This is a genomic window from Paenarthrobacter sp. PH39-S1 (assembly GCF_030063245.1).
GTDB lineage: Bacteria > Actinomycetota > Actinomycetes > Actinomycetales > Micrococcaceae > Arthrobacter_M.
Genome location: NZ_JASISR010000018.1, coordinates 1 through 20,505 on the forward strand (window position 1 = coordinate 1; position 20,505 = coordinate 20,505).

General features: G+C 64.6%; 14 protein-coding genes and 1 pseudogene. 7 read left to right on the forward strand and 8 right to left on the reverse strand.

The features are described 5' to 3' along the window. Positions 1–217 (forward strand): annotated as a pseudogene (locus QMG52_RS12635) (hypothetical protein); the annotation flags it as partial. Positions 218–475: 258 nt separating this feature from the next. After that, complete coding sequence (locus QMG52_RS12640; protein ID WP_283560755.1) at positions 476–904, forward strand: OsmC family protein; 429 nt, start codon at positions 476–478, stop codon at positions 902–904. Between the two features lie 305 nt (positions 905–1,209). Here QMG52_RS12640 and QMG52_RS12645 read toward each other — a convergent pair whose 3' ends face one another. Then, complete coding sequence (locus QMG52_RS12645) at positions 1,210–4,950, reverse strand: S41 family peptidase (RefSeq protein ID WP_283560756.1); 3,741 nt, start codon at positions 4,948–4,950, stop codon at positions 1,210–1,212. A 131-nt stretch (positions 4,951–5,081) separates the two neighbouring features. Between QMG52_RS12645 and QMG52_RS12650 the strand changes: the two genes are divergently transcribed. Next, entirely contained in the window at positions 5,082–5,978 is an 897-nt protein-coding gene (locus QMG52_RS12650; RefSeq protein ID WP_283560757.1) for a TIGR01777 family oxidoreductase, read from the forward strand. Between the two features lie 102 nt (positions 5,979–6,080). Here QMG52_RS12650 and QMG52_RS12655 read toward each other — a convergent pair whose 3' ends face one another. Continuing rightward, entirely contained in the window at positions 6,081–8,168 is a 2,088-nt protein-coding gene (locus tag QMG52_RS12655) for a serine/threonine-protein kinase (RefSeq protein WP_283560758.1), read from the reverse strand. A 105-nt stretch (positions 8,169–8,273) separates the two neighbouring features. Between QMG52_RS12655 and lipB the strand changes: the two genes are divergently transcribed. The 3 genes from lipB to QMG52_RS12670 are packed head-to-tail and all read left to right on the forward strand — an operon-like array spanning position 8,274 to position 10,794. Continuing rightward, positions 8,274–8,990 carry a lipoyl(octanoyl) transferase LipB gene (lipB, locus tag QMG52_RS12660; protein ID WP_283560826.1) on the forward strand — a complete coding sequence of 239 codons (717 nt, stop codon included), beginning with the start codon at positions 8,274–8,276 and terminating at the stop codon, positions 8,988–8,990. Next, on the forward strand, positions 8,987–9,991 hold the full coding sequence (lipA, locus tag QMG52_RS12665) for a lipoyl synthase (RefSeq protein ID WP_283560759.1): 1,005 nt from the start codon (positions 8,987–8,989) through the stop codon (positions 9,989–9,991). The genes lipB and lipA overlap by 4 nt, the downstream gene beginning before the upstream one ends. Positions 9,992–10,023: 32 nt before the next feature. Beyond that, positions 10,024–10,794 carry a DUF4191 domain-containing protein gene (locus QMG52_RS12670; RefSeq protein ID WP_283560760.1) on the forward strand — a complete coding sequence of 257 codons (771 nt, stop codon included), beginning with the start codon at positions 10,024–10,026 and terminating at the stop codon, positions 10,792–10,794. 417 nt (positions 10,795–11,211) lie between these two features. On the opposite strand, the gene QMG52_RS12675 is transcribed toward QMG52_RS12670, so the two are convergent. Further along, the gene (locus QMG52_RS12675) at positions 11,212–11,649 is read right to left on the reverse strand and encodes an RDD family protein (RefSeq protein ID WP_283560761.1); all 438 of its coding nucleotides are present in this window, start codon (positions 11,647–11,649) and stop codon (positions 11,212–11,214) included. A 196-nt stretch (positions 11,650–11,845) separates the two neighbouring features. On the opposite strand from QMG52_RS12675, the gene glnA reads away from it, so the two are divergent. Next, positions 11,846–13,270, forward strand: coding sequence for a type I glutamate--ammonia ligase (glnA, locus tag QMG52_RS12680; RefSeq protein WP_283560762.1), 1,425 nt, complete (start codon positions 11,846–11,848; stop codon positions 13,268–13,270). 181 nt (positions 13,271–13,451) lie between these two features. Here glnA and QMG52_RS12685 read toward each other — a convergent pair whose 3' ends face one another. The 5 genes from QMG52_RS12685 to QMG52_RS12705 form a co-directional block, all read right to left on the reverse strand. Next, entirely contained in the window at positions 13,452–13,667 is a 216-nt protein-coding gene (locus tag QMG52_RS12685) for an AsnC family protein (protein WP_283560763.1), read from the reverse strand. A gap of 207 nt (positions 13,668–13,874) precedes the next feature. Further along, positions 13,875–14,786, reverse strand: a complete 912-nt coding sequence (locus tag QMG52_RS12690) for a glutaminase (protein ID WP_283560764.1) — start codon at positions 14,784–14,786, stop codon at positions 13,875–13,877. Between the two features lie 92 nt (positions 14,787–14,878). Next, positions 14,879–15,649, reverse strand: coding sequence for an amino acid ABC transporter ATP-binding protein (locus tag QMG52_RS12695; protein ID WP_283560765.1), 771 nt, complete (start codon positions 15,647–15,649; stop codon positions 14,879–14,881). Beyond that, a complete protein-coding gene (locus QMG52_RS12700; RefSeq protein ID WP_283560766.1) occupies positions 15,646–17,190 on the reverse strand; it encodes an amino acid ABC transporter substrate-binding protein/permease in 1,545 nt (514 codons plus the stop codon). Before QMG52_RS12700 ends, QMG52_RS12695 begins: the two co-directional genes overlap by 4 nt. 245 nt (positions 17,191–17,435) lie before the next feature. After that, a complete protein-coding gene (locus QMG52_RS12705; protein ID WP_283560767.1) occupies positions 17,436–20,459 on the reverse strand; it encodes a bifunctional [glutamine synthetase] adenylyltransferase/[glutamine synthetase]-adenylyl-L-tyrosine phosphorylase in 3,024 nt (1,007 codons plus the stop codon). Positions 20,460–20,505: the final 46 nt, after the last annotated feature.

Here is a 20,505-nt window from a genome sequence, read left to right on the forward strand (position 1 = left end):
CTACCACCGGCAGACCTACGCCCCCGACGGCACACCCCTGCCCCTGGGCGAAACCAGCGACACCAACCTCGGCCCCCTGTGCACAGCCGATCACCACCTCAAAGACGACCCCGGCACCGGCTGGACCGTCACCCAACCAACCCCCGGCGTCTTCATCCACACCTCACCCACCGGACGCGTCTACCCCAACAACCCCGAACCACCACCACCCTTCTGACGCCGCCCCAACAATTGGGATATCGGATATATCCTGTGCGGCATTCGAGTCGCGGTTGGTGAGCACCATAGTTTCGTCCCATTCGAATCTCCGACTCAATCCTGACTGTTGGCGTCCTTTAAAAGCCACGAATGGGCGCGGCCTGTGCGAAGAACTGGCTCACGGCATAGGGTGGAATGGTTAGGATGCTTGGACATACCCCGATGTTGCTGGTTTTTCGTTCTAACACCGGCAGCATCCACGATTATAGGAGTTAGCATGGCGACTACACGCACAGCCCATACCATCTGGAACGGCGACCTACCTACGGGCTCCGGTCAGGTCTCACTCGACACGTCCGGCCTCGGCACCTACGACGTCACATGGAAGGCCCGCGCGGAGCAGGCGGAGGGCAAGACCAGCCCTGAAGAGCTCATCGCCGCGGCACACTCGGCCTGCTTCTCCATGGCGTTCAGCAACATGCTGGGCGAGGAGGGGAAAACGGCCGACGAGGTCCATACCACTGCTGATGTGACGTTCCAGCCGGGAGAAGGAATTACCGGCAGCCATCTGACTCTCAAGGCGAAGGTCCCGGGGCTCAGCGAGGAAGATTTCCAGCGTATTGCGGACAACGCCAAGTCCGGCTGCCCGGTCTCCGCCGCGCTGGCTGGCGTCAACATCACCCTCACCGCCTCGCTGGAGGCCTAGCAATAAATTCCGGGGCTTGGTCGCCGGAGCACGAAGGCCGCGGTACCCCTTGGAACCGCGGCCTTCACTGTCCCTTGCCATCGCTGTCCCTTGCCAACACTGTCCCTGGCCATCACTGTCCCTGGCCATCACTGTCCCTGGCCATCACTGTCCCTGGCCATCACTGCTCGGGCCCAACTGACCGTGGCCTTCACTGTCCAAGCCGCGATTGACCCCGCTCCACAGACGCAAGCGCCCCCTTTAGACACCTTTGCCCGGCTGACTGGTTTCGTACGGCTACGGCTACAGCTACAGCTACGGAGGAGTCACTCCGCCGGTGGCCGGGCCGGCAGCTTCCCGGGCTGACGGCTGGGATATCCGGCCAGAGGCGGGGGTGTCTGGGTAGGGATCTCGGCGAGCATCTTTTTGAGCACGCCCACACCGTATTCCAGCTGTGGGTCGGAACCGTCACCGTATGCGTGCGGCGGGAATGGGACTTCGATGTCGGGATCTACCCCGTAGTTTTCCACCTGCCACCCGACTCCCCCACTGAACCAGAACGCATACCTCGGCTGGGTTACGCCCGTGCCGTCAGCAAGCGAGAACTTGCCGTCGATGCCCACCACACCGCCCCATGTGCGCATTCCGACCACGGGACCGATGCCCCGCAGTTTCGCCACCTGGGTGATGATGTCTCCATCCGAGCCGGCAAATTCGTCGGTCAGGAGAACCACGGGTCCCCTCGGCGCCTGCCCTGGATAAATCCCAGGGCGCCGACCTCGCGCCTGCGACCACGCCGTCATCTTCCGTCCGATCAGTTCCGCGACGAGTTGGGAGGTATGGCCGCCGCGATTTCGCCGGACGTCCACAATCAACCCGTCCTGGGCCGTTTCCGTGTCCAGATCCCGGTGCAGCTGCGACCAGCCCCGCGCTTGCATATCCGGAACATGCAGGTAACCGAACCGTCCCTTGGATGCCTGGCGGACGGTGCGGCGGTTTCCCAGCACCCAGTCCTGGTAACGCAACCGCTCTTCATCCTTGACCGGCACGACGGCGATCCGACGCACCTTGCCTGCATCGTCGTCGTGCCCGGGCCCATTACGGACCGTGAGTTCAACGGTCTTCTCGGCTGCTCCGACCAGAAGCGTTTCGGGACCATTTTCCGGCAACGCCACCCCATCAATGCGCAGCAGCACGTCGCCCGGAATGACCCCCGCCCCGGGCGCGCTCAACGGGGAGCGGGCTTGCGGATCCGAAGATTCGCCCGGAAGCACCCGCTCAATTTCCCAGCCGCGGGCGGTGCGTTTGAGATCGGCGCCCAGCCGGCCCTGATGGCCGGAATCCGCTTCTGTGACCACCTTGGGCGTGACGTAGGCGTGGGAGGTGCCCAATTCACCATGCATCTCCCAGAGCAGATCGACCAGATCGTCGTGAGATCCCAGTTTTTCCACGAGTGGCCGATACCGGTCATAGACGTCCTGCCAGTCGATTCCGGCCATGTCAGCGGTCCAGTAGAAGTCCCGCTGCAGCCGCCAGGCCTCGTCGAAGGCCTGTCCCCAGACCTTGAGCGGCTCCAGCTGGACCCGGATCCGGCTCAGATCGACGGTGATGCTCTCCGCGGAACTTTCCTCGACTTTCGTCGCGGTCGGAACCACGCGGACCTTGCCATCGTGGACCAGCACGATCCGCTTACCGTCCCCGGTGATGCGGTACGCGCTCAACGCGGGAACGAGCGTGCTGACCTCACGGGTCGCGATGTCGAAACGGTCCAGCCGCTGGGCCGCGGGTTGATCGCTGGTAGAGGCCCGGCCGTCGCCGGTAACGCCCTCGGTCGCACCGGCGAGCCAAAGCAGCGCGCCGTCCGCGGCGCTGAGCTTCTCGTAGTTGCCCTGCGGAACCGGGACCGGAACGAGCCGTCCGCTGATCCCCTGCGCGTCAACCACCAGCGGCACGGCGTGGCCCTTGTGCTTGTCCTCGCCCCCGTCAGCCTTGAGTGTCTCCGGATCCGCGGGTGTGCCTTCCACAGACGGGCCAAAGGGCGACGGCGTTCCGGCGGCGAGCGCGAGCAGGAACGGTTTGGTGGAGGCCGGGAAGCTCAGATCGAATCCGTGCGTGTCGTAGACCGGATCGAAGCTGCGCTGGGACAGGAAGGCGATAAACCGTCCGTCGGGAGTAAACGCCGGGCCGTGGTCGGCGAACCTGCCGTCTGTCAGCTCCAGGATTCCGCTGTCATATGCGGCTGCGCCGCTGGCGACCAAGTGGTCTTCCACAGGGGCCAGCCGCAGCCTGGAACGGTCGGTATCCGCACCGACGGGTTCCACCCATAGCAGCCAGGCCGAGTCCGGGCTGAAAACCAGCTCGCCGATGGCGCCCGCATCCGTGGCTGCCACTTCCCGCAGGGTTCCTGCCACGACGTCCAGCAGCAGTACCCGACCAAGTTCGGTTCCCACCGCGGCAAACCTGCCGTCCGGGCTGGCGGCTACTTCGCTGACGCGGACCAGACCGTCGAATTCGATCCGACGGGCGCCGGGCGCCGGATCCCTGAGCCTGCGCGATCCCGCGGTGCTGGGCTGGGTCACGGCCGCGGCGGAGTCCCCCGCTCCACCGGCTGGCGGAGAGTCCTGGCGAGCCGGTTCCTCGTCAGGCCAGGCGGGGACCGGCACGGAAACCGCGCCGGCCTGGGCCACCTCGGCGGCGGAAACCGGCCGGGGCAGCGAATCCTGGCGCGATGAATCCGGTGTTGCAGCTTTGACTCCGGTGTCCTCTGCCGCGCTGTCCGCATTGGCCCCCAGATTGACCGTCGCATCGGTGCCGGTTCCGCCCATGGCGTCCAATCGGCTGCTGTTCGCGGCCTGCAGGGGGTCGCCGAAAATCCTGACGCCCTCGGTCCAGCTGGCGGCACTGCCGCCGTCGGCGGTTTCATTGCCGCCGTCGGCGGTTTCATTGCCGGGTAGCGCGGCGGCGGAACTTTCCGCAACATCGGCCCGGACATCCTTAATATAGAGGGCCTCGACGCCGCCGTGATCGGCAACATAGACCACCTTGTCGTTGCCCAATGGCCGCACCAGCCGGGTCCGTACGCCCGGGGTGGCTTCCAGGATGCGCGACGGTCCGTCACGGTGCGTCAACCAATGCGCCGTGCCATGGGCCTCCACCGCGCTTGCGCGGCCGGTCAGGTCCGGCAACACTTCGCCGAGATGCTCGCTGACATTCAACGGTCGGGGCCGACGCCCCGTCGACGCCGAGCCCAAGGTCACGGCCAACCGGACCGGTTCGGCATCAAGACTGGAGAGCAGGAACAGGTCCCCGGCGGACTCGAATATGATCCGCTCGCCATCCGTGGCGGCGTGCCGCACGTAGAACCCTTCGTGGTCCGTGTGCCGCTGCAGGCCGGTGCCGTTCGGCCGGACGGAATAGACGTTCCCATGACCTTCATGGTCGGAGAGGAATGCAATTCGGTCACCGAGCCACATCGGATCCGTCAGATTGCCGTTCAGACCGGGAACCAGGCGGGAGAATTCCCCGGACCCGTCCGCGTCGATCCACAGTTTCCCGGCGGTGCCACCGCGGTACCGCTTCCACCAGGCCGGTTCGCGTGACAGTACCGAAGAGACGACGACAGGCCTCTCGTCACCTACTTCGGGACCGAACGCCACGGCTTCAATCGGCCCGTAAGGCAGCAGCGCCCGGGCCGAGCCATCCGTTTTCAGCGCGTACGCCCAGGTGTGGCGGCTCTCCGCCTGGTCAAAAGCGCTGGTCACCACCACGTCGCCCGCGGCGGTGAATCCCTTGACCTTGGTGCTCTGATGCCCGAAGTAGGTCAGCCGGCGGAAGTCGCCGCCGTCAAGGGATGAGCTGACCACCTCCGGCGCGGAGTCCTGCACGACCGTCCAGATCAACCGGGCGCCGTCGGGGGTGAACCGCGGATTTCTGGCCGGCAGCTGCAGCGACGATACGCGCCACGCCCGTCCGCCGTCCAGCGGCGCCACCCAGACGTCGTCCTCGGCCACAAAGGTGACCAGTTCCCCGTGCAGATGCGGATAACGGAAGTAGCTAGAAGAGGTCATTGTTCGATCTTAGCCACTCAGCCCGCGGGCGCAGGGAGGCCACAGACCGCCCGCGAGACTAGTTCGCCGCGCGTCATAACTCGGATCCGGCGGGTGTTCCGCACCGGTGGCTGCTGTGATGTGATGGCTCTATGCGAATCCTCATATCCGGCGGCTCAGGACTGCTCGGCTCGGCCGTCAGTCAGCATCTCACCGCCCAAGGGCATCGGGTGACCAGTCTGGTCCGCCGTCGCGCCCGCAGTTCCGCTGAGGTTCAATGGGACCCGGCCGGCCGGGAACTTGATCCGCACCGGATGGACAGTATGGACGCCGTCGTCAACCTTTCCGGCGCGGGACCGGCGGACCGCCCATGGACGCGGAGCTACGTAGAAACGCTGTATGAATCGCGGATCGGTTCCACCGTTACACTGGTCCGTGCCATGGAACAGGCGGACAACCCGCCCCCGGTCTTCCTCAGCCAGTCCGGAACGGGATATTACGGGAACGTTGACTCCGCCGCAGTGGACGAGACGGGTTCATCAGCCACGGATTCCCTGCTGGCGGATATTTGCCGACGCTGGGAAGATGCGGCCTTGGCGGCCCCGGATGAGGTGCGCACGGTAGTGATGCGAACGGGTGTCGTCGTCACCCGGCATGGCGGTGCGATCGGCAAACTGCTGCTGCCATTGAAAGCCGGCGTCGGAGGGCCGCTGGGCAGCGGCCGGCAGTACTGGCCCTGGATTTCATTGCCGGACGACGTCGCCGCGATGGAATTCCTGCTGCATAACGACATCCATGGACCTGTCAACCTGTGCGCGCCGGAGCCGGTGCAGGTGGATGACTTGGTGGTCGCGTTGGCGCAGGCGCTGGGAAAGCCCGCACGCCTGCGCGTCCCCGAGTTCGTTCTCGCTGCCGCGCTGGGCCGGCTCGCCGACGAAATGCTGCTCACCAGCACCCGTGCGGTACCCGGGGTGCTGGTGGAACACGGCTTCAGATTTATCCATCCGACGGCGTCTGCCGTGGCGCAGTGGGTGGCCGGCACCGATTGACCGGCACCGACGGCCCGGCGCGGTGACCGGCACGAATGGACTGCCCAGTGGCATTCAGGACAGATCGGTACCCAGCAAAGTGATCAGCCCACGGTCCGCCCGTCAATTGGCCGGCAAGTGAACCTCGGCTATCCGCCAGTGCCCTTGCTCCTCCCGTTGCAGCACGAACAACAGCTCTTGGGTTGCCGCTTCGGGCTGGGAGCGGACCACCACTCCTTGCTGGTCCTGCTCGGCGAAACCGCTGGTGACGGTGGTCGCATTGAGGCGTGCCGAATCGGGCAAATCGTCGGCCAGTTCGTGGGAACTGAGGACCTGGCTTTCCAGACCGGTGAGCCTGTGCTTGTCCTTCTGCAGCAGGGCGGCGACCGCCGCATCCGCAGCCATGGCGGGTGAATCTGCGATATTCACATGCTTCAATAGGTCCGCTTGGCCGGAGGAAAAGGCATATGAGCGCAGCCATGCCAGCGCGCCCAGGGCCTCCGCGGGGTCCTCGGCGCCCAGCTTGGCGCGGATCGTGTCCGGCACGGCCAGGGTCGCCAGCGCATCCTGCGGAGGCTCCGGCCCGCCCGCGCCCTCCACCGGCGCTAGTCGACCGGGTCCGCCGGCATCCGGGCGCCAGATAAGCATGCCGGCGCTCACCACCAGGAGGAGAACCACGGCCGAGGCGAAAGTGCGGAGCATCCGGACCATGCCGCTGGCGCGAAGATGTATCTCCTCACGACTCCTGGCTCGGGCCTGTCTCTCCTCACGGCCTCCGGCGCGGGCCTGTCCCTCCTCACGGCCTCCGGCGCGGGCCTGTCCCTCCTCAGAGCTCCAGTCCCGACGGCGAACGCCGCCATGGCCCCGACGGAAGTATCTGCGGCGAGGAAGGAAGTCTCTGCGGCTAGGACCTCCGGCTCCTGTTCCGTCGCCGAGGCGCGCAGCCATGCCCATTCCGGCCGCCCCAATACGTTCGTTCGACCCGGGGAACACGCTCCCCGCTCCAGCCACGCCGTCTCCGGCCAGGCCCCCTCCTGCCGAGCCCCCTCCTGCCAGGCCCCGTCCAGCCGGGCCCCGTCCAGCCGGGCCCCCTCCTGCCGGGCCCCCGCCTGCCAGGCCCGGTCCAGGCTGGCCGCCACGGCCGCTCACCCGGCGCCATCCTCGCCTGCGGAAACCTGCTGATCCATGACGCCGCCCCTCCGGGTGACCGGGTCTGGAGAGCTGCCGCAGGCATGTCCAGCTTCCGGGCCGGTACCAATGCACGGTCGGACGCCGCACCTGGCGCCGGGTGAGCAAATCCGGCAAAACGCTGGGATGAACTGAGGCTGACAGATCGATGACGGCGGCGGGAGCGCTGCGGTACACCCCCTGGGCAAATTCAAGCGCCGTCGGCCGCCGCATCGGGACTTCCTGCAGTCCGGCTTCAAGAGCCGCCGCGAGCTCTTCTGGCACGCCCGGAACTAAGGCCGATAGGGGCGCCCGGAACTCGGTTTCCCTGGGAACCTGTCCGGTGAGGGCGAACCAACCCACAGCGGCCGCAGCATAGACGTCACCGGCCGGGTCCAGCGCCGCCTCGCCGCCATCGCCGGAATAAGCAGCGTCGTCAGCGGTGAAGCCCGGAGTGCCGGTCCTGAACTGCACGGCATCCCCGACCATCCTGGCCACGCCAAAATCTGCGAGAAGCGGCTTGCCCTGTGCGGTAAAGAGAACATTGCCCGGTGATACGTCCCGGTGTGCGACCCCCTCGGAATGCAGATAACCCAGCACCTGTGCCAGTGGGGTCAGGACCGTGACGCACTCGCCGATGCTGAGCGGGCCGCGCGCGGCGACCAGGGCCGCCAGCGATCCACCGGGCGCGTACTCCATCAGCAGGGCTCTCCCGCCGGTCCACGCGCCGCCGAGCCCGGCTGCGGAGTGGACCGTCAGTAAATGGTCGTGTGTGAAATTCGCCAGGATCCGCAACTCCCGCGCCAACGACACGTCCGAGGCCCCGGTCAGGGATTCCTCCGGCGGAAAACACTTGGCCGCCAGCAGCCTCCCCGTTGCCTCATGTTGTACGAGCCATACCTGCGCACTGGCTCCGGTTCCCAGCAGCCTCTCGGCATGGTAGCCCGGAAGCACAGGGCGGGTGTCCGGATCGTCGTCGAACGACAGAGCCGGACCGTCGTCGGGCAGCCTTACCGAACCGTCGTCGGAAGCGAAATTGTCCATAGCTCAGGAATAGACCAAAATCCCGAATCGTGCAGAAGTTATGCACAGGTCATCTGCGGCTGGACGGATTTAGTGCCTGAGACCAACAGGTCTACCCTTGACCTCATGACTCTTGAGTTCAGCGAGGTCGGATTCGCTCCGGAATTTGTCGATTACACGCAGGCGTGGGACCTGCAGCGCAAGCTGCACGACGACGTCGTCGCCTCCACGGCGCCCAGCACGGTCCTGCTGCTGGAACATTCCGCCGTCTACACGGCCGGAAAACGGACCGAGGAGCACGAACGGCCCTTTGACGGTACGCCCGTGATCGCCGTGGACCGCGGGGGCAAGCTGACCTGGCACGGTCCCGGGCAACTGGTGGGCTACCCCATCGTGGCACTGAAGGATCCGCATGGCATCCGGGAGTACGTTCGTATTCTCGAGGAAATCATCATCAACGTCCTTCGCGACTACGCCATTGCCGTCACCCGGGTCGGCGGACGCGCGGGCATCTGGATCGAGGCGGACGACCGAGGACCGACGCGCAAAATCGCGGCCATCGGGATCCGCGTGCATGAGGGCGTCACAATGCATGGCTTTGCGATCAACTGCAACAATGATCTGGCACCTTACTCAATGATCATCGCCTGCGGCATCACTGATGCCGGTATCACTTCCATCTTGGCAGAGACCGGGCGGGACGTTGGGCCGACCGATCTGGTGGCCCGGATCACTGAAGAATTTTGCAAGTACGAAGGGGCGCTCATTGCCCCGGACGTTCACGACGAAGCGATCGGACGCGGTCCCACAGGACCGGCGCCGGCAGAAGGAGTTTTACTGTGACCTTGGCACCCGAAGGCCGCAAGATGTTGCGTATCGAGCAGCGCAACTCCGAGACCCCGGTCGAGCGGAAACCCGAATGGATCAAAGCCAAGGTCAAGATGGGCCCGGAATATATCGGGTTGAAGAATCTGGTGAAGAAAGAAGGGCTGCATACTGTCTGCGAGGAAGCTGGCTGCCCAAACATCTTCGAGTGCTGGGAAGACAAGGAAGCGACGTTCCTGATCGGCGGGGCACAGTGCACCCGCCGCTGCGACTTCTGCCAGATTGATACCGGCAAGCCTTCCCCGCTGGACCGTTTCGAACCCACCAAGGTGGCCCGCTCCGTGCGCGCGATGAACCTGCGTTATGCCACGGTAACCGGAGTGGCCCGCGATGACCTGCCGGACGAAGGTGTCTGGCTCTATGCCGAAACCATCCGCAAAATCCACGAGCTGAATCCGGGCACCGGCGTCGAAATCCTCATTCCGGATTTTTCCGGAAAACGTGAACACATTGCGGCGATCTGCGACTCCCGTCCTGAGGTCTTTGCCCACAATGTGGAAACCGTCCCGCGCATCTTTAAGAGCATCCGTCCCGCGTTCCGCTATGAGCGCTCGCTCGACGTGATCAGCCAGGGCCGGGATTTGGGCATGGTCACCAAATCCAACCTGATCCTGGGGATGGGCGAAACCCGCGAGGAAGTATCGCTGGCATTGCGGGATCTGCACGAGGCGGGCTGTGACCTGATCACGATCAACCAGTATCTGCGTCCCAGCGAACGCCACCATCCGGTGGACCGTTGGGTTAAGCCGCAGGAGTTTGTGGAACTGGCGCAGGAAGCCGAAGAAATCGGTTTCCTCGGTGTAATGGCTGGCCCGCTGGTTCGTTCGTCATACCGTGCCGGACGGTTGTGGGCCACGGCGATGCGCAAGAAGGGCCTGACGATTCCCGAGGAGCTGGCACACATTGCCGACTCCGGCTCCACCCGCCAAGAGGCGGCAACGCTTCTGGCCGCTCATTAACCGCTTCAATTACCGATAGAATTAATTCCACTATGGCCAAATCCACCAGTTCCGCATCCACCAGCCCCGACGCACCCAAGCGGAAGCTGTTTTCACGCCGCTCCAAGAACGGTGCCTCCGCCGTCCCGAAGAAGCAGGGGCGCGTCAAGCAGATGGTGGAAATCTTCAAGATGACCCGCCGCCACGACCCGAATGTCCCGTGGCTGATGCTGCTGGTCTTCCTCGGCGTCGTTGTTGTGGGTCTGGTGCTGGGAATCTTCGTCTTCAGCGGCAACTGGATCACCGGGCTGATCCTAGGCATCGCCCTCGGTCTGCTGGGGGCGCTGCTGGTGCTTTCTCGGCGTGCCGAGCGCGCCGCCTTCGCCCAGATTGAAGGCAAACCGGGAGCGTCCGGCGCGGCCCTGAATACGCTCAAGCGCGGATGGATCGTTGAAGAGCAGCCGGTCGCGGTCAACCCGCGCACCCAAGACGCTGTCTTCCGCGCCATCGGCCGGCCGGGCATCGTACTGATCACGGAGGGCCCGTCCGCCAGGGTGCGCCCGCTGGTGGATTCCGAGCGCAAGCGGCTGAAGCGGATCCTGCCCAACGTCAGCGTTCATGTCATTGAAACGGGCCGCGGCGAAGGACAGGTTGAGCTGAGCAAGCTGACCAAGAAGCTGCAGAAGTTCAAGCCGGAGCTGACCAAGGTGGAGGTCGGCGCGGTCAGCAAGCGCATCTCCTCGCTGGGGAACAAGCTGCCCATCCCGAAGGGCATCGACCCGTACAAGGCGCGTCCGGACCGCAAGGCCGCCCGCGGCCGTTAGAGACGTTCCGTCAATGGCCTGGCGTTAGTGATGTGCCGGCAAAGGCCGGCTGTCAGAGATGTGGTGTTAAAGATGTGCCGGCAAAGGCCGGGTGTTAGGGGCCTGCCGTCATAGGCCTGACGTTGGAGGCCTGGTGCGGTATGGCGTTGGATCTCCAGCCAAGACGTGATTGTCCCCCGAGGACAAATCGCCAGACAAGCTGTAAGGAGGCGCCGCCCATCCTGGGCGGCGCCTCCTTGCGGTTACCGGGGAACGGGGAAAAATTGCGGCCGCGGATCGTTTGCAGCGGCGCGATTTTTGCGGCCGCGGAATGTTTGCCTCCGCAGGATGATTTCAGCTGCACGATGTTTACGCCAGGGCTTGTTCCTGATGCGGAATGGTTGCACGCCTGAAAAAGCCAACTCCGGTTAACTTCCATTACATGCGGACAAGCTTGGTGTTCATCGCCTTGTCGTGGAGCCCCCGGTGGTCCGCGTCCACTATGGCCACAGGGATCACCAGTGCCAGCAGCAGCGTGCGGACCACAGCCGCCAGCGGGCCGGCCGGGCCGCCGTCGAGCCTTGTGACGTGAATGCCGGCAATCCGGTGACCAATGCTGTAACCCAACGTGCCCACCAGCAGAATTTGTTCCAGGATGAAAATGCCCAGGATTCCGGTGGAGTTTCCGTTCAACAGCAGGTGCGCTATCAGGTAGCACAATCCCCAGTCGATGCAGATCGCCAGGATCCGCCGTCCGGCCCGGGCCATCGAACCGGGGCCGGATTCGGGCAGGCCGAGCCGCTCCCCGGGGTATTTGGAAATTCCAGAGGTATCAGGGCCGCTGAGCCAGGAGCCGATGTCTTTACGATCCACCACGTCTCAAGCGTACCCGTGCCACCGATGCGGGCCGGACAGTATGCCGCCGTTAGACTTGGGGTGAACGGCGATCCCGTAACCTCCCCGAAACAATGCAGACACTCGCGGGTAATCCCGTGTGCCTAGTCTGGTAACAGTTGCAGTTGCACTATTCGGCCGCTCGCGGCCGGACACCCCTTATGCGTAAGGAGCATAGATGTTCAAGAACGCGGACGAAGTCCTCAAATACATCAAGGACGAAGACGTTAAGTTCGTCGATATCCGATTCACCGATCTGCCAGGGGTACAGCAGCACTTCAATGTTCCCGCGAAAAGCGTCGATGCGGACTTCTTTGTCCACGGCCAACTCTTCGATGGTTCCTCCATCCGCGGTTTCCAGGGCATTGCCGAGTCGGACATGCAGCTTATCCCGGACGTGACCACCGCATTCGTTGATGCCTTCCGGCTCGAGAAGACCCTGGCGCTGAACTTCTCCATCGTCAATCCGCGCACCGGAGATCCGTACCACCGGGATCCCCGCGGCGTTGCCGAGAAGGCTGAGGCCTACCTGGCCTCCACCGGAATTGCCGACACCGCGTTCTTCGGTTCGGAGGCGGAATTCTTCGTCTTCGACAACGTGCAGTTCGAGTCCTCTCCGCAGGGGTCCTTCTACAAGATCGATTCGATCGAAGCCAACTGGAACAGTGGTCGCGAGGAAGAGGGCGGCAACCTCGGTTACAAGACTCCGGTCAAGGGCGGTTACTTCCCGGTGGCTCCGGTTGACCACCAGGCAGATCTGCGCGATGCGATGTGCATCGAGCTGGACAATGTTGATCTGGAAGTGGAGCGCTCCCACCATGAAGTCGGCGCTGCCGGCCAGGCGGAGATCAACTACAAGTTCAACACCCTGGTCCACGCCGCGGATGATCTGCAGAAGTTCAAATACGTGATCAAGAACACCGCGTGGCAGTGGAACAAGTCCGTGACGTTCATGCCCAAGCCGGTCTTCGGTGACAACGGCTCCGGCATGCACTGCCACCAGTCACTGTGGAACGGCGGCGAGCCGCTGTTCTACGATGAGAAGGGCTATGCGGGTCTGTCCGACCTGGCGCGCTGGTACATTGGCGGCCTGCTCAAGCACTCCTCCGCCGTGCTGGCCTTCACCAACCCGACGGTCAACTCCTATCGCCGCCTGGTCAAGGGGTTCGAGGCGCCGGTGAACATGGTCTACTCCCAGGGCAACCGCTCCGCTGGTATCCGCATTCCGATTACCGGGTCCAACCCGAAGGCCAAGCGCCTGGAGTTCCGTGCCCCCGATGCCTCGTCCAACCCGTACCTGGCCTTCGCCGCTCAGCTCATGGCCGGTCTGGACGGTATCAAGAACCGAATTGAACCCCCGGCCCCGATCGACAAGGATCTCTACGAGCTGCCCGCCGAGGAGGCCAAGGACATTCCCAAGGCGCCGGGTTCCCTGGAGGAAGCGCTGCAGGCCCTGGCCGATGACAATGAGTTCCTGCAGGCCGGCGGGGTCTTTACCCAGGACCTGATCGACACCTGGATCGAGTACAAGTACGAATACGAGATCCGCCCGCTGTCCCTGCGCCCGAACCCGTACGAGTTCGAGCTCTACTACGGCGTGTAGCCCGCTCTCCTCATCGACTGCGCAGCAGATGTCCGGTACACGCCGCTGAGGCACAACTGCCGCGCAATCAGTGAGAACGAGACAAGCGATGAAGAACGACGGCGACGGCCCCGCACCTAAGTGCGGGGCCGTCCGCGTGCGGGGCCGTCCGCGTGCATCGACGGGCGACGTGCCGGCCGGCTTATTGCTTCCCGTATTTCTTGTGGACCGCCTGCTTGCTGACACCCAGGCATGCTGCCACCGCCTCCCAAGAAAGCCCCGCCTGACGCGCCCTGCGCACCAGCGCGGCCTCGGTGCGCCCCACTTCCCTCTGTAGTTCAGCAACAGCGTGCAGGGCCTCCGCGGGGCCCATGCCATCCATCGATCCAACCATCGTCTTCAACCGGTTCACCTCCATGCGTCAACCATAGTTGACGCGACGTTTCAAGGTAAACCCAAGTTGACAACAGGATGTTGACGGGTTCCAGGCTTCACGACGGGTTCCCTGAGCGGTGGTGACCCGGTGCCGACGGTGGCTCCCGAGCGAGGTAACGGGGCGCGGTCTTGAGGTCTTGACAAGCTCGACCAGCGCTCAGAACCCAGCACTCACAAGCCCGGCGGCGGCTTAGAAGATGGACCAGCCGGTTCGGGTGGTGAACTCGTCCAGGGCCTCGACACCGGCCAGCGAGTTTCCGGATTTGCTCAGCCCCGGGCTCCAGACGCAGATGGTGCACCGGCCCGGTACCACCGCAACGATGCCACCACCGACGCCGCTTTTGCCCGGCAGCCCCACACGGTAGGCGAATTCTCCCGCCGCGTCGTACGTGCCGCAGGTGAGCATGACGGCGTTAATGCGTTTGGTCTGGCTCGGCGAGAGAAACTGGGTTCCGTCCGCAGCCACTCCGTTGCGGCCGAGGAACCTGCCGCCGACGGCCAGATCCCGACAGCTCATTTCCAGCGCGCACTGGTCGAAGTACTGCTCCAGCACCAGGCCCACGGGGTTTTCCAAGTTTCCGTAACTGGCCAGCAGATGCGCCAGGGAGGCATTGCGGTGCCCGAACTTCGCCTCGGAGGCCGCCACCAGTGGATCGGCTGCAATGCCCGGGTTCCCGCTCTCGCGGCGGAGCAGGTCCCGGACCGAGGCGCCGGCGTCGCCGGTGAGGGTGATCAGCCGATCCGTCACCACCAGGGCGCCCGCATTGATGAACGGGTTGCGCGGAATGCCCTCCTCGGACTCCAGCTGGACCAGCGAATTGAATGGCGTCCCGGAGGGTTCCCGGAAGACGCGCTGCCAGATCCGGTCGCCGTCGCCGGCGAGCACCAACGCCAGGCTGAAGACCTTGGAAATACTCTGAATGGAAAACGGGGTGTCCCATTCGCCCGCGCCGTAGAGCTCGCCGTCGGCGGTGGCCACGGAAATGCCGAAGTGGTCCGCGCTGACGGAGCTCAGGGAGGGGATGTAATCGGCCACCGCTCCCGCGGCCGCCACGGGGCGGACGGCGCCGGCGATATCTTCAAGAAGATTCTGGATATCCATCCACACCTCATTCCTCGTTTTCGATGCTTCAGTTCAATCGGTTCCATGGTTCAATCAATTTCCACGGTCACCGGTGGAAGCAGGATCCGCCGTTAGAGGACTTTGGCCAGGAAATCCTGCAGCCGTGGCTGCTGCGCATGGCTGAAGATGTCCACCGGGCTGCCCTGCTCACAGATCAGCCCGTCGGCCATAAAAATGACCCGGTCCGCCACCTCGCGGGCAAACCCCATCTCGTGCGTCACCACCACCATGGTCATTCCTTCCTTGGCGAGGTCCCGGATCACCTGCAGCACTTCCCCTACCATTTCCGGGTCCAGGGCGCTGGTGGCCTCGTCGAAGAGCATGATCCCGGGGTTCATTGCCAGCGAGCGGGCAATGGCCACGCGCTGTTTCTGGCCGCCGGACAGTGACGCCGGCCTGGCATCGGCCTTCTCTTCCAAACCCACGCGCCGGAGCAGGTCCATGCCTGTCTTCCGCGCCTGCACCTTGGTCTGCTTCTTCAGCTCCACCGGAGCCAGCGTGATGTTTTCCAGCACGGTCATGTGTGGAAAGAGGTTGAAGTGCTGGAACACCATTCCGATCTGCTGGCGGACCTTGTTCAGATCCACTTTCGGAGCGGTCAGGTCAATACCGTCCACTACCACCGAGCCGGCGGTGATGTCCTCAAGCTTGTTCAGACAGCGCAGAAAGGTTGATTTGCCCGAACCGGAGGGCCCGATCACGCAGACCACTTCCCCGTCCGCGACCTCAACGTCGATGCCCTTGAGGACCTCGTTGGCGCCGAAGGACTTTTTCAGACCCTTGACGGCAATTTTACTGACGGCACTCCTGCCGGCGGATTTACTGCTCGCGAGCTCGCTCATTTGTTGAACCTCTTATCGACGATGTTGGACAGCTTCGTCAGGATCATGATCACGATGAAGTACATAGCGGCCACGATCAGCAGCGTTTCGCTGATGCGGAAGTTGTTGGAGTAGATCTGCTGGCCCTGGTAGAGCAGCTCGGCGAAGCCAATGGCCAGCAACAGCGAGCTGTCCTTGAGCAGGATGACCAGCTGGTTGATCAGCGACGGCGTCATGATTTTGAAAGCCTGAGGCACGACGACGCGGCGCATCGAGGTGCCGTAACCGAGCCCCAGGCTGCGGCTGGCTTCCAGCTGGCCGGGATCCACGGACTGGATGCCGCCGCGGACGATCTCGGTGACGTAGGCGGCCGAGTTCAGGCTCAAAGTCAGCACGCCCGCAACCCAGATATTGACCGGCTGCCCGATGATCTGCGGGAGGCCAAAGTAGAAGAAGAACGCCTGCACCAGCAGCGGCGTGCCGCGGAAAATGTTCACGAAGGTGGTGGCGATCCCGCGCAGCACTATGTTGTGGGAGACCTTCAGGAAACCGAAAAGCAGCCCCAGCAGCATGGCGAAGGCGAAGGAGATCAACGTGACGACGACGGTGTTCTGCAGGCCCTTGAGCAGCGCCGGCATGCTGCTGACCAACAGCGCCCAAAAGCTGCTGTCCGCCGAGACGGTGTCCTGGGGGGACTTGAGGTATTTGTCCAGGATTGCCTGGTACTGGCCGTTGCTCTTGAGCTCCGCCAGGCCTTTGTCGAAGGCGGCCATCAGTTCCGCGTTCTGCCCCTTGTTGACAGCGAATCCATAGGAGCCGCCAGCTTCTTTTTCGGTCACGGTCTTCAGCCCGTTATTCTGGCTGACGCCGTAGGCCAGCACCGGGTAGTCGTCAAAGACGGCTGCCGCATTGCCGGATTTGACCAATCCGTACATCGTGGCTGACTGGTCGAGCGGCTTGACCGTGAAGCCGTACTTGCCCGCGATGGATTGAGCGAAGGTCTCCCCTTCGCTGCCGGTCTTCGCGGTAACCGTCTTTCCCTTCAGGTCCGCATAGCCCTTGATGTCCGTGTTGCTCTTGGCGACGGCCATCTGCACGCCGGAATCGAAATACGGATCGGAGAAGTCGTAGACTTTTTTCCGTTCGTCCGTGATGGACATGGCCGCAATCACCCCATCCACCTGCTTGGAGGATAGCGCCTGCAGTGCCGCGGCGAATCCCAGCGACTTCACTTCAACGGTGAAGCCCTGGCTCTTGGCCACGGCGCGGATAATATCCATGTCGATGCCGACCAGTTCCCCGCTGCTGTCCCGGAACTCAAACGGGGCGAAGGTGGTGTCCGTGCCGATGGTAAAGGTCTTACCTACTACGTCCGACGGCGCCGCGACCGGCGCGTGCGCGACGGCACCGGAGCGGTCCGCCGGCTGGGCGGCCACGTGCGGCGCCGGAGACAGCGCCGCGGCGCCAGAGGCCCCGAAAAACATGGCCAAAATGGTCAGCAACACACCCAGTGCGGCTACGCTGCCGCGCTGGGTCCGTCGGGCTGTCGATAGCCTCTGCATGTAATACAACCCCTCACAGGTTCCGGCCGGCCGCTTCGAAAGCCGACAAAGTACGGGGTTGACGCTACCCGTTATCCCCCGGCAGCGCGAAAAGGGAGGCCGCCCAGCGGGGCGGGTCATCGGCACGGCCGCGCACCGCGGGTAAGGGCAGCCGCCACTCGCGCGCCTTAGCCGCGCCCGAGGGTGGCTCGCCTCCGTGCTTTATCTCCGATTCAAGTCCGCCGCGCGCTGGGTCGGTTATCCAGCTAAAACCCGTAAAACAGCCGCTCGAAGACCGCCCGGGACCGTCTGGTCAGGCCAAGGTAATCGTCCTCGAGCTGGGCCGCTTGACCGCCGTCGTAGCCGCACCAGCGCGCCACCGCCTCAAGGTCACGGCGCGAGGAGGGCAACAGATCCGAAGACCTGCCGCTCCAGATCACATTGGCGGAGCGGATTCTGCTGGCCAGCCGCCAACTGTTGGCCAGCAGCCCGGCATCCTCCGCGGTGACCAGACCCAGTTCCCGGGCCGCCTCCAGCGCCAGAAGGGTGGACGTCGTGCGCAGAGCCGGCTCACTGTGGGCGTGCTGGAGCTGCCACAGCTGTACCAGCCATTCGACGTCGCTCAGGCCGCCGCGGCCCAATTTCAGGTGCCGGGCAGGGTCCGCCCCGCGGGGCAGCCGCTCGGATTCGACTCTGGCCTTGACCCGGCGGATCTCGCGCAGATCGGCTTCCGTCAGCGTGGCGGGGTAACGGAGCGGATCGATCATGGCGGTAAAATCGGCGGCCAGCTCATCGGAGCCGGCCATCGGCGTGGCCCGCAGCAGCGCCTGCGCCTCCCAGATCAGCGACCAGCGCTGATAATACTCACGGTAGGAATCCAACGACCTGACCATGGGCCCGTTTTTACCCTCCGGGCGCAGGTCCGCGTCGATGGTCAGCACCCGTTCGGCCGGAATGGCGGGCTTCAGGGGCTGCGTCAGCAGCACCGAGAGCCGGGACACCATAGCCTCGGCCTGCTGCTGCGCCTCGGCGCCGGGAACACCGGGGAGGGCGCGGTGCACGTAGAGGACGTCCGCGTCCGAGCCGTAGCCGATTTCGCGTCCGCCCTGCCGGCCCATCGCCACCACCAGTAGCTTCGTTTTGGGTCCGGCCGCAGCGTACGCTTCGGCTTCGGCCACGTGCAGTGCGCCCAGCACGGCGGCCCGGTCGGCATCCGCCAAGGCAAGGCCGACGTCGTCCTGCTTTAACAGGCCCGAGCAGTCGGCAATCGCGATCCGCAGCACCTCGCGTCGGCGGATCAGCCTGATCAGCCGGATGGCATCATTCGGCTCCGGATGGCGGGACATCTTGGAGCGGCTTTCCTGCCACTGCGCCTCAAAACTCAGCGGCACCAGCTCGTTGTTCGTGCCCAGCCAGGCGGTGGATTCAGGCGAGACCTCCAGCAGATCAGTGATGAGTCTGGAGCTGGAGAGAACATGGCAGAGCCGCTCGGCTGCCGCCTGCGAGTCGCGGAGCATGCCCAGGTACCAGTGCGAGGTACCCAGCGCCTCGCTGACCCGCCGGAAGGCGAGCAGACCCGCATCGGGATCGACGCCGTCGGCCAGCCAATCCAGCAGCACCGGAAGCAGCTGACGCTGCAGGGCCGCGCGGCGGCTGACGCCGGAGGTCAACGCCTCGATATGGCGCATGGCACCGCTGGTGTCGCGGTAGCCGAGCGCGGCCAGACGTCCCTGCGCCGCCTCGGACGTGAGCCGGACGTCATCGGCACTCAGGTGTGCCGCTGTCGTCAGCAGCGGCCGGTAGAAAATCCGCTCGTGCAGGGCGCGGACACTGCGTTTGACCTTCTGCCACTGCGCCAGCAGCGAATCCGCGGTGGGGCGCGCCGTGCTTAGCGGGCCGATCGAGGACTTTGCCAGTGCCCGCAAGGCGCTGTCCGTGGCCGGCATCAGGTGGGTGCGCCGCAGTTGAACCAGCTGGATCCGGTGCTCCAGCACCCGCAGATACCGGTAGGCGGCGTCAAATTCCCGCGCGTCCGTGCGCCCGATGTACCCGGCGGAGGACAACGCCGCGATCGCCGTCGTCGTATCCCTGCAGCGCAGCGACGGATCGGCCTTGGCATGCACCAGCTGCAGCAGTTGGACGGTGAATTCAACATCGCGCAGGCCGCCCTTGCCGAGCTTGATCTGCCGCGCGCCGTCCTGTAGGGGGATGTTGTCCGTCACCCGGCGGCGCATGCTCTGGACCGACTCGACGAAACCTTCCCGCTCCGAGGACGACCAAATGAGCGGCGCCACCGCATCTTCATAACGGCGGCCCAGCTCCGCGTCTCCCGCGACGGTGCGCGCCTTCAGCAGCGCCTGGAATTCCCAGGTCTGGGCCCAGCGCCGGTAGTAGGTCAGGTGTGATTCCAGCGTCCGCACCAGCGGCCCGTCCTTGCCCTCTGGGCGCAGATTCGCGTCCACCTCCCAGAGGCCCGGCTCACGGGCAGGGGCGTTGATTGCGTGCGAAATACCCGCGGCCAGCTGGTTCCCGACCGCGGCTGCGTGCGCTTCGTCCATCCCCGGCGCGTCGATCACGTAGATGACATCGACGTCGGAAATGTAGTTCAGTTCATGTGCCCCGCATTTGCCCATCCCGATCACGGTGAGCCGGACCCGGGCAACGTCGTCGGGTGCCACCTTGAACGCCAGCTCGCGGCGGGACACCGCCAGCGCCGCTTCCAGCGCGGCACCGGCCAGATCGGCCAGCTCCGCCCCGGCGTCGGGCAGGAAATCCTGCGGTGAGGCCGCGCAGAGGTCACGGATGGCCAATTCCGTCAGATGCCTACGGTAACGGGTCCGCAGGGCAATGTATGCCTGCGTCCCGTGCATAATCGCCACGGGCGGATCGGCCTGTGGATCCGCGCCGACCGCCTGCAGCAGCGATGATCTCAGCCCGGCGCCGTCCCTGGCCCTGGGCTCCGGGCCGACAGCGACGGAAAGCACGTCCAGGTGCTCCGGATGGCGCATCAGGAATTCCGCCAGCGCCTCGGAGGCTCCGAGCAGGCGGAATAAGGGTTCGCTGCGCTGGACGCCGTCGTCGATCAGTTCCTTCAACCCCGGATTGTGACTGAGCAGCCGGACCAGCGACTGCAACGCCAGATCCGGATCCGCGGCCATGGCCAGCCCCTCAAAGAGCACGGACGCCCCGATGCCGGCCAGCTCCGGGGCGTTCAGGAACCGCTCGCTCTTGTCAAGATCCGCGAAGCCGTTGGCAATCAGCGTGTGCTGCAGGCTTCTCACCGTTGCCATCCCCTCACCCGCGCGTCCCTGTCATTGGTTCAACCCCGTCACATGC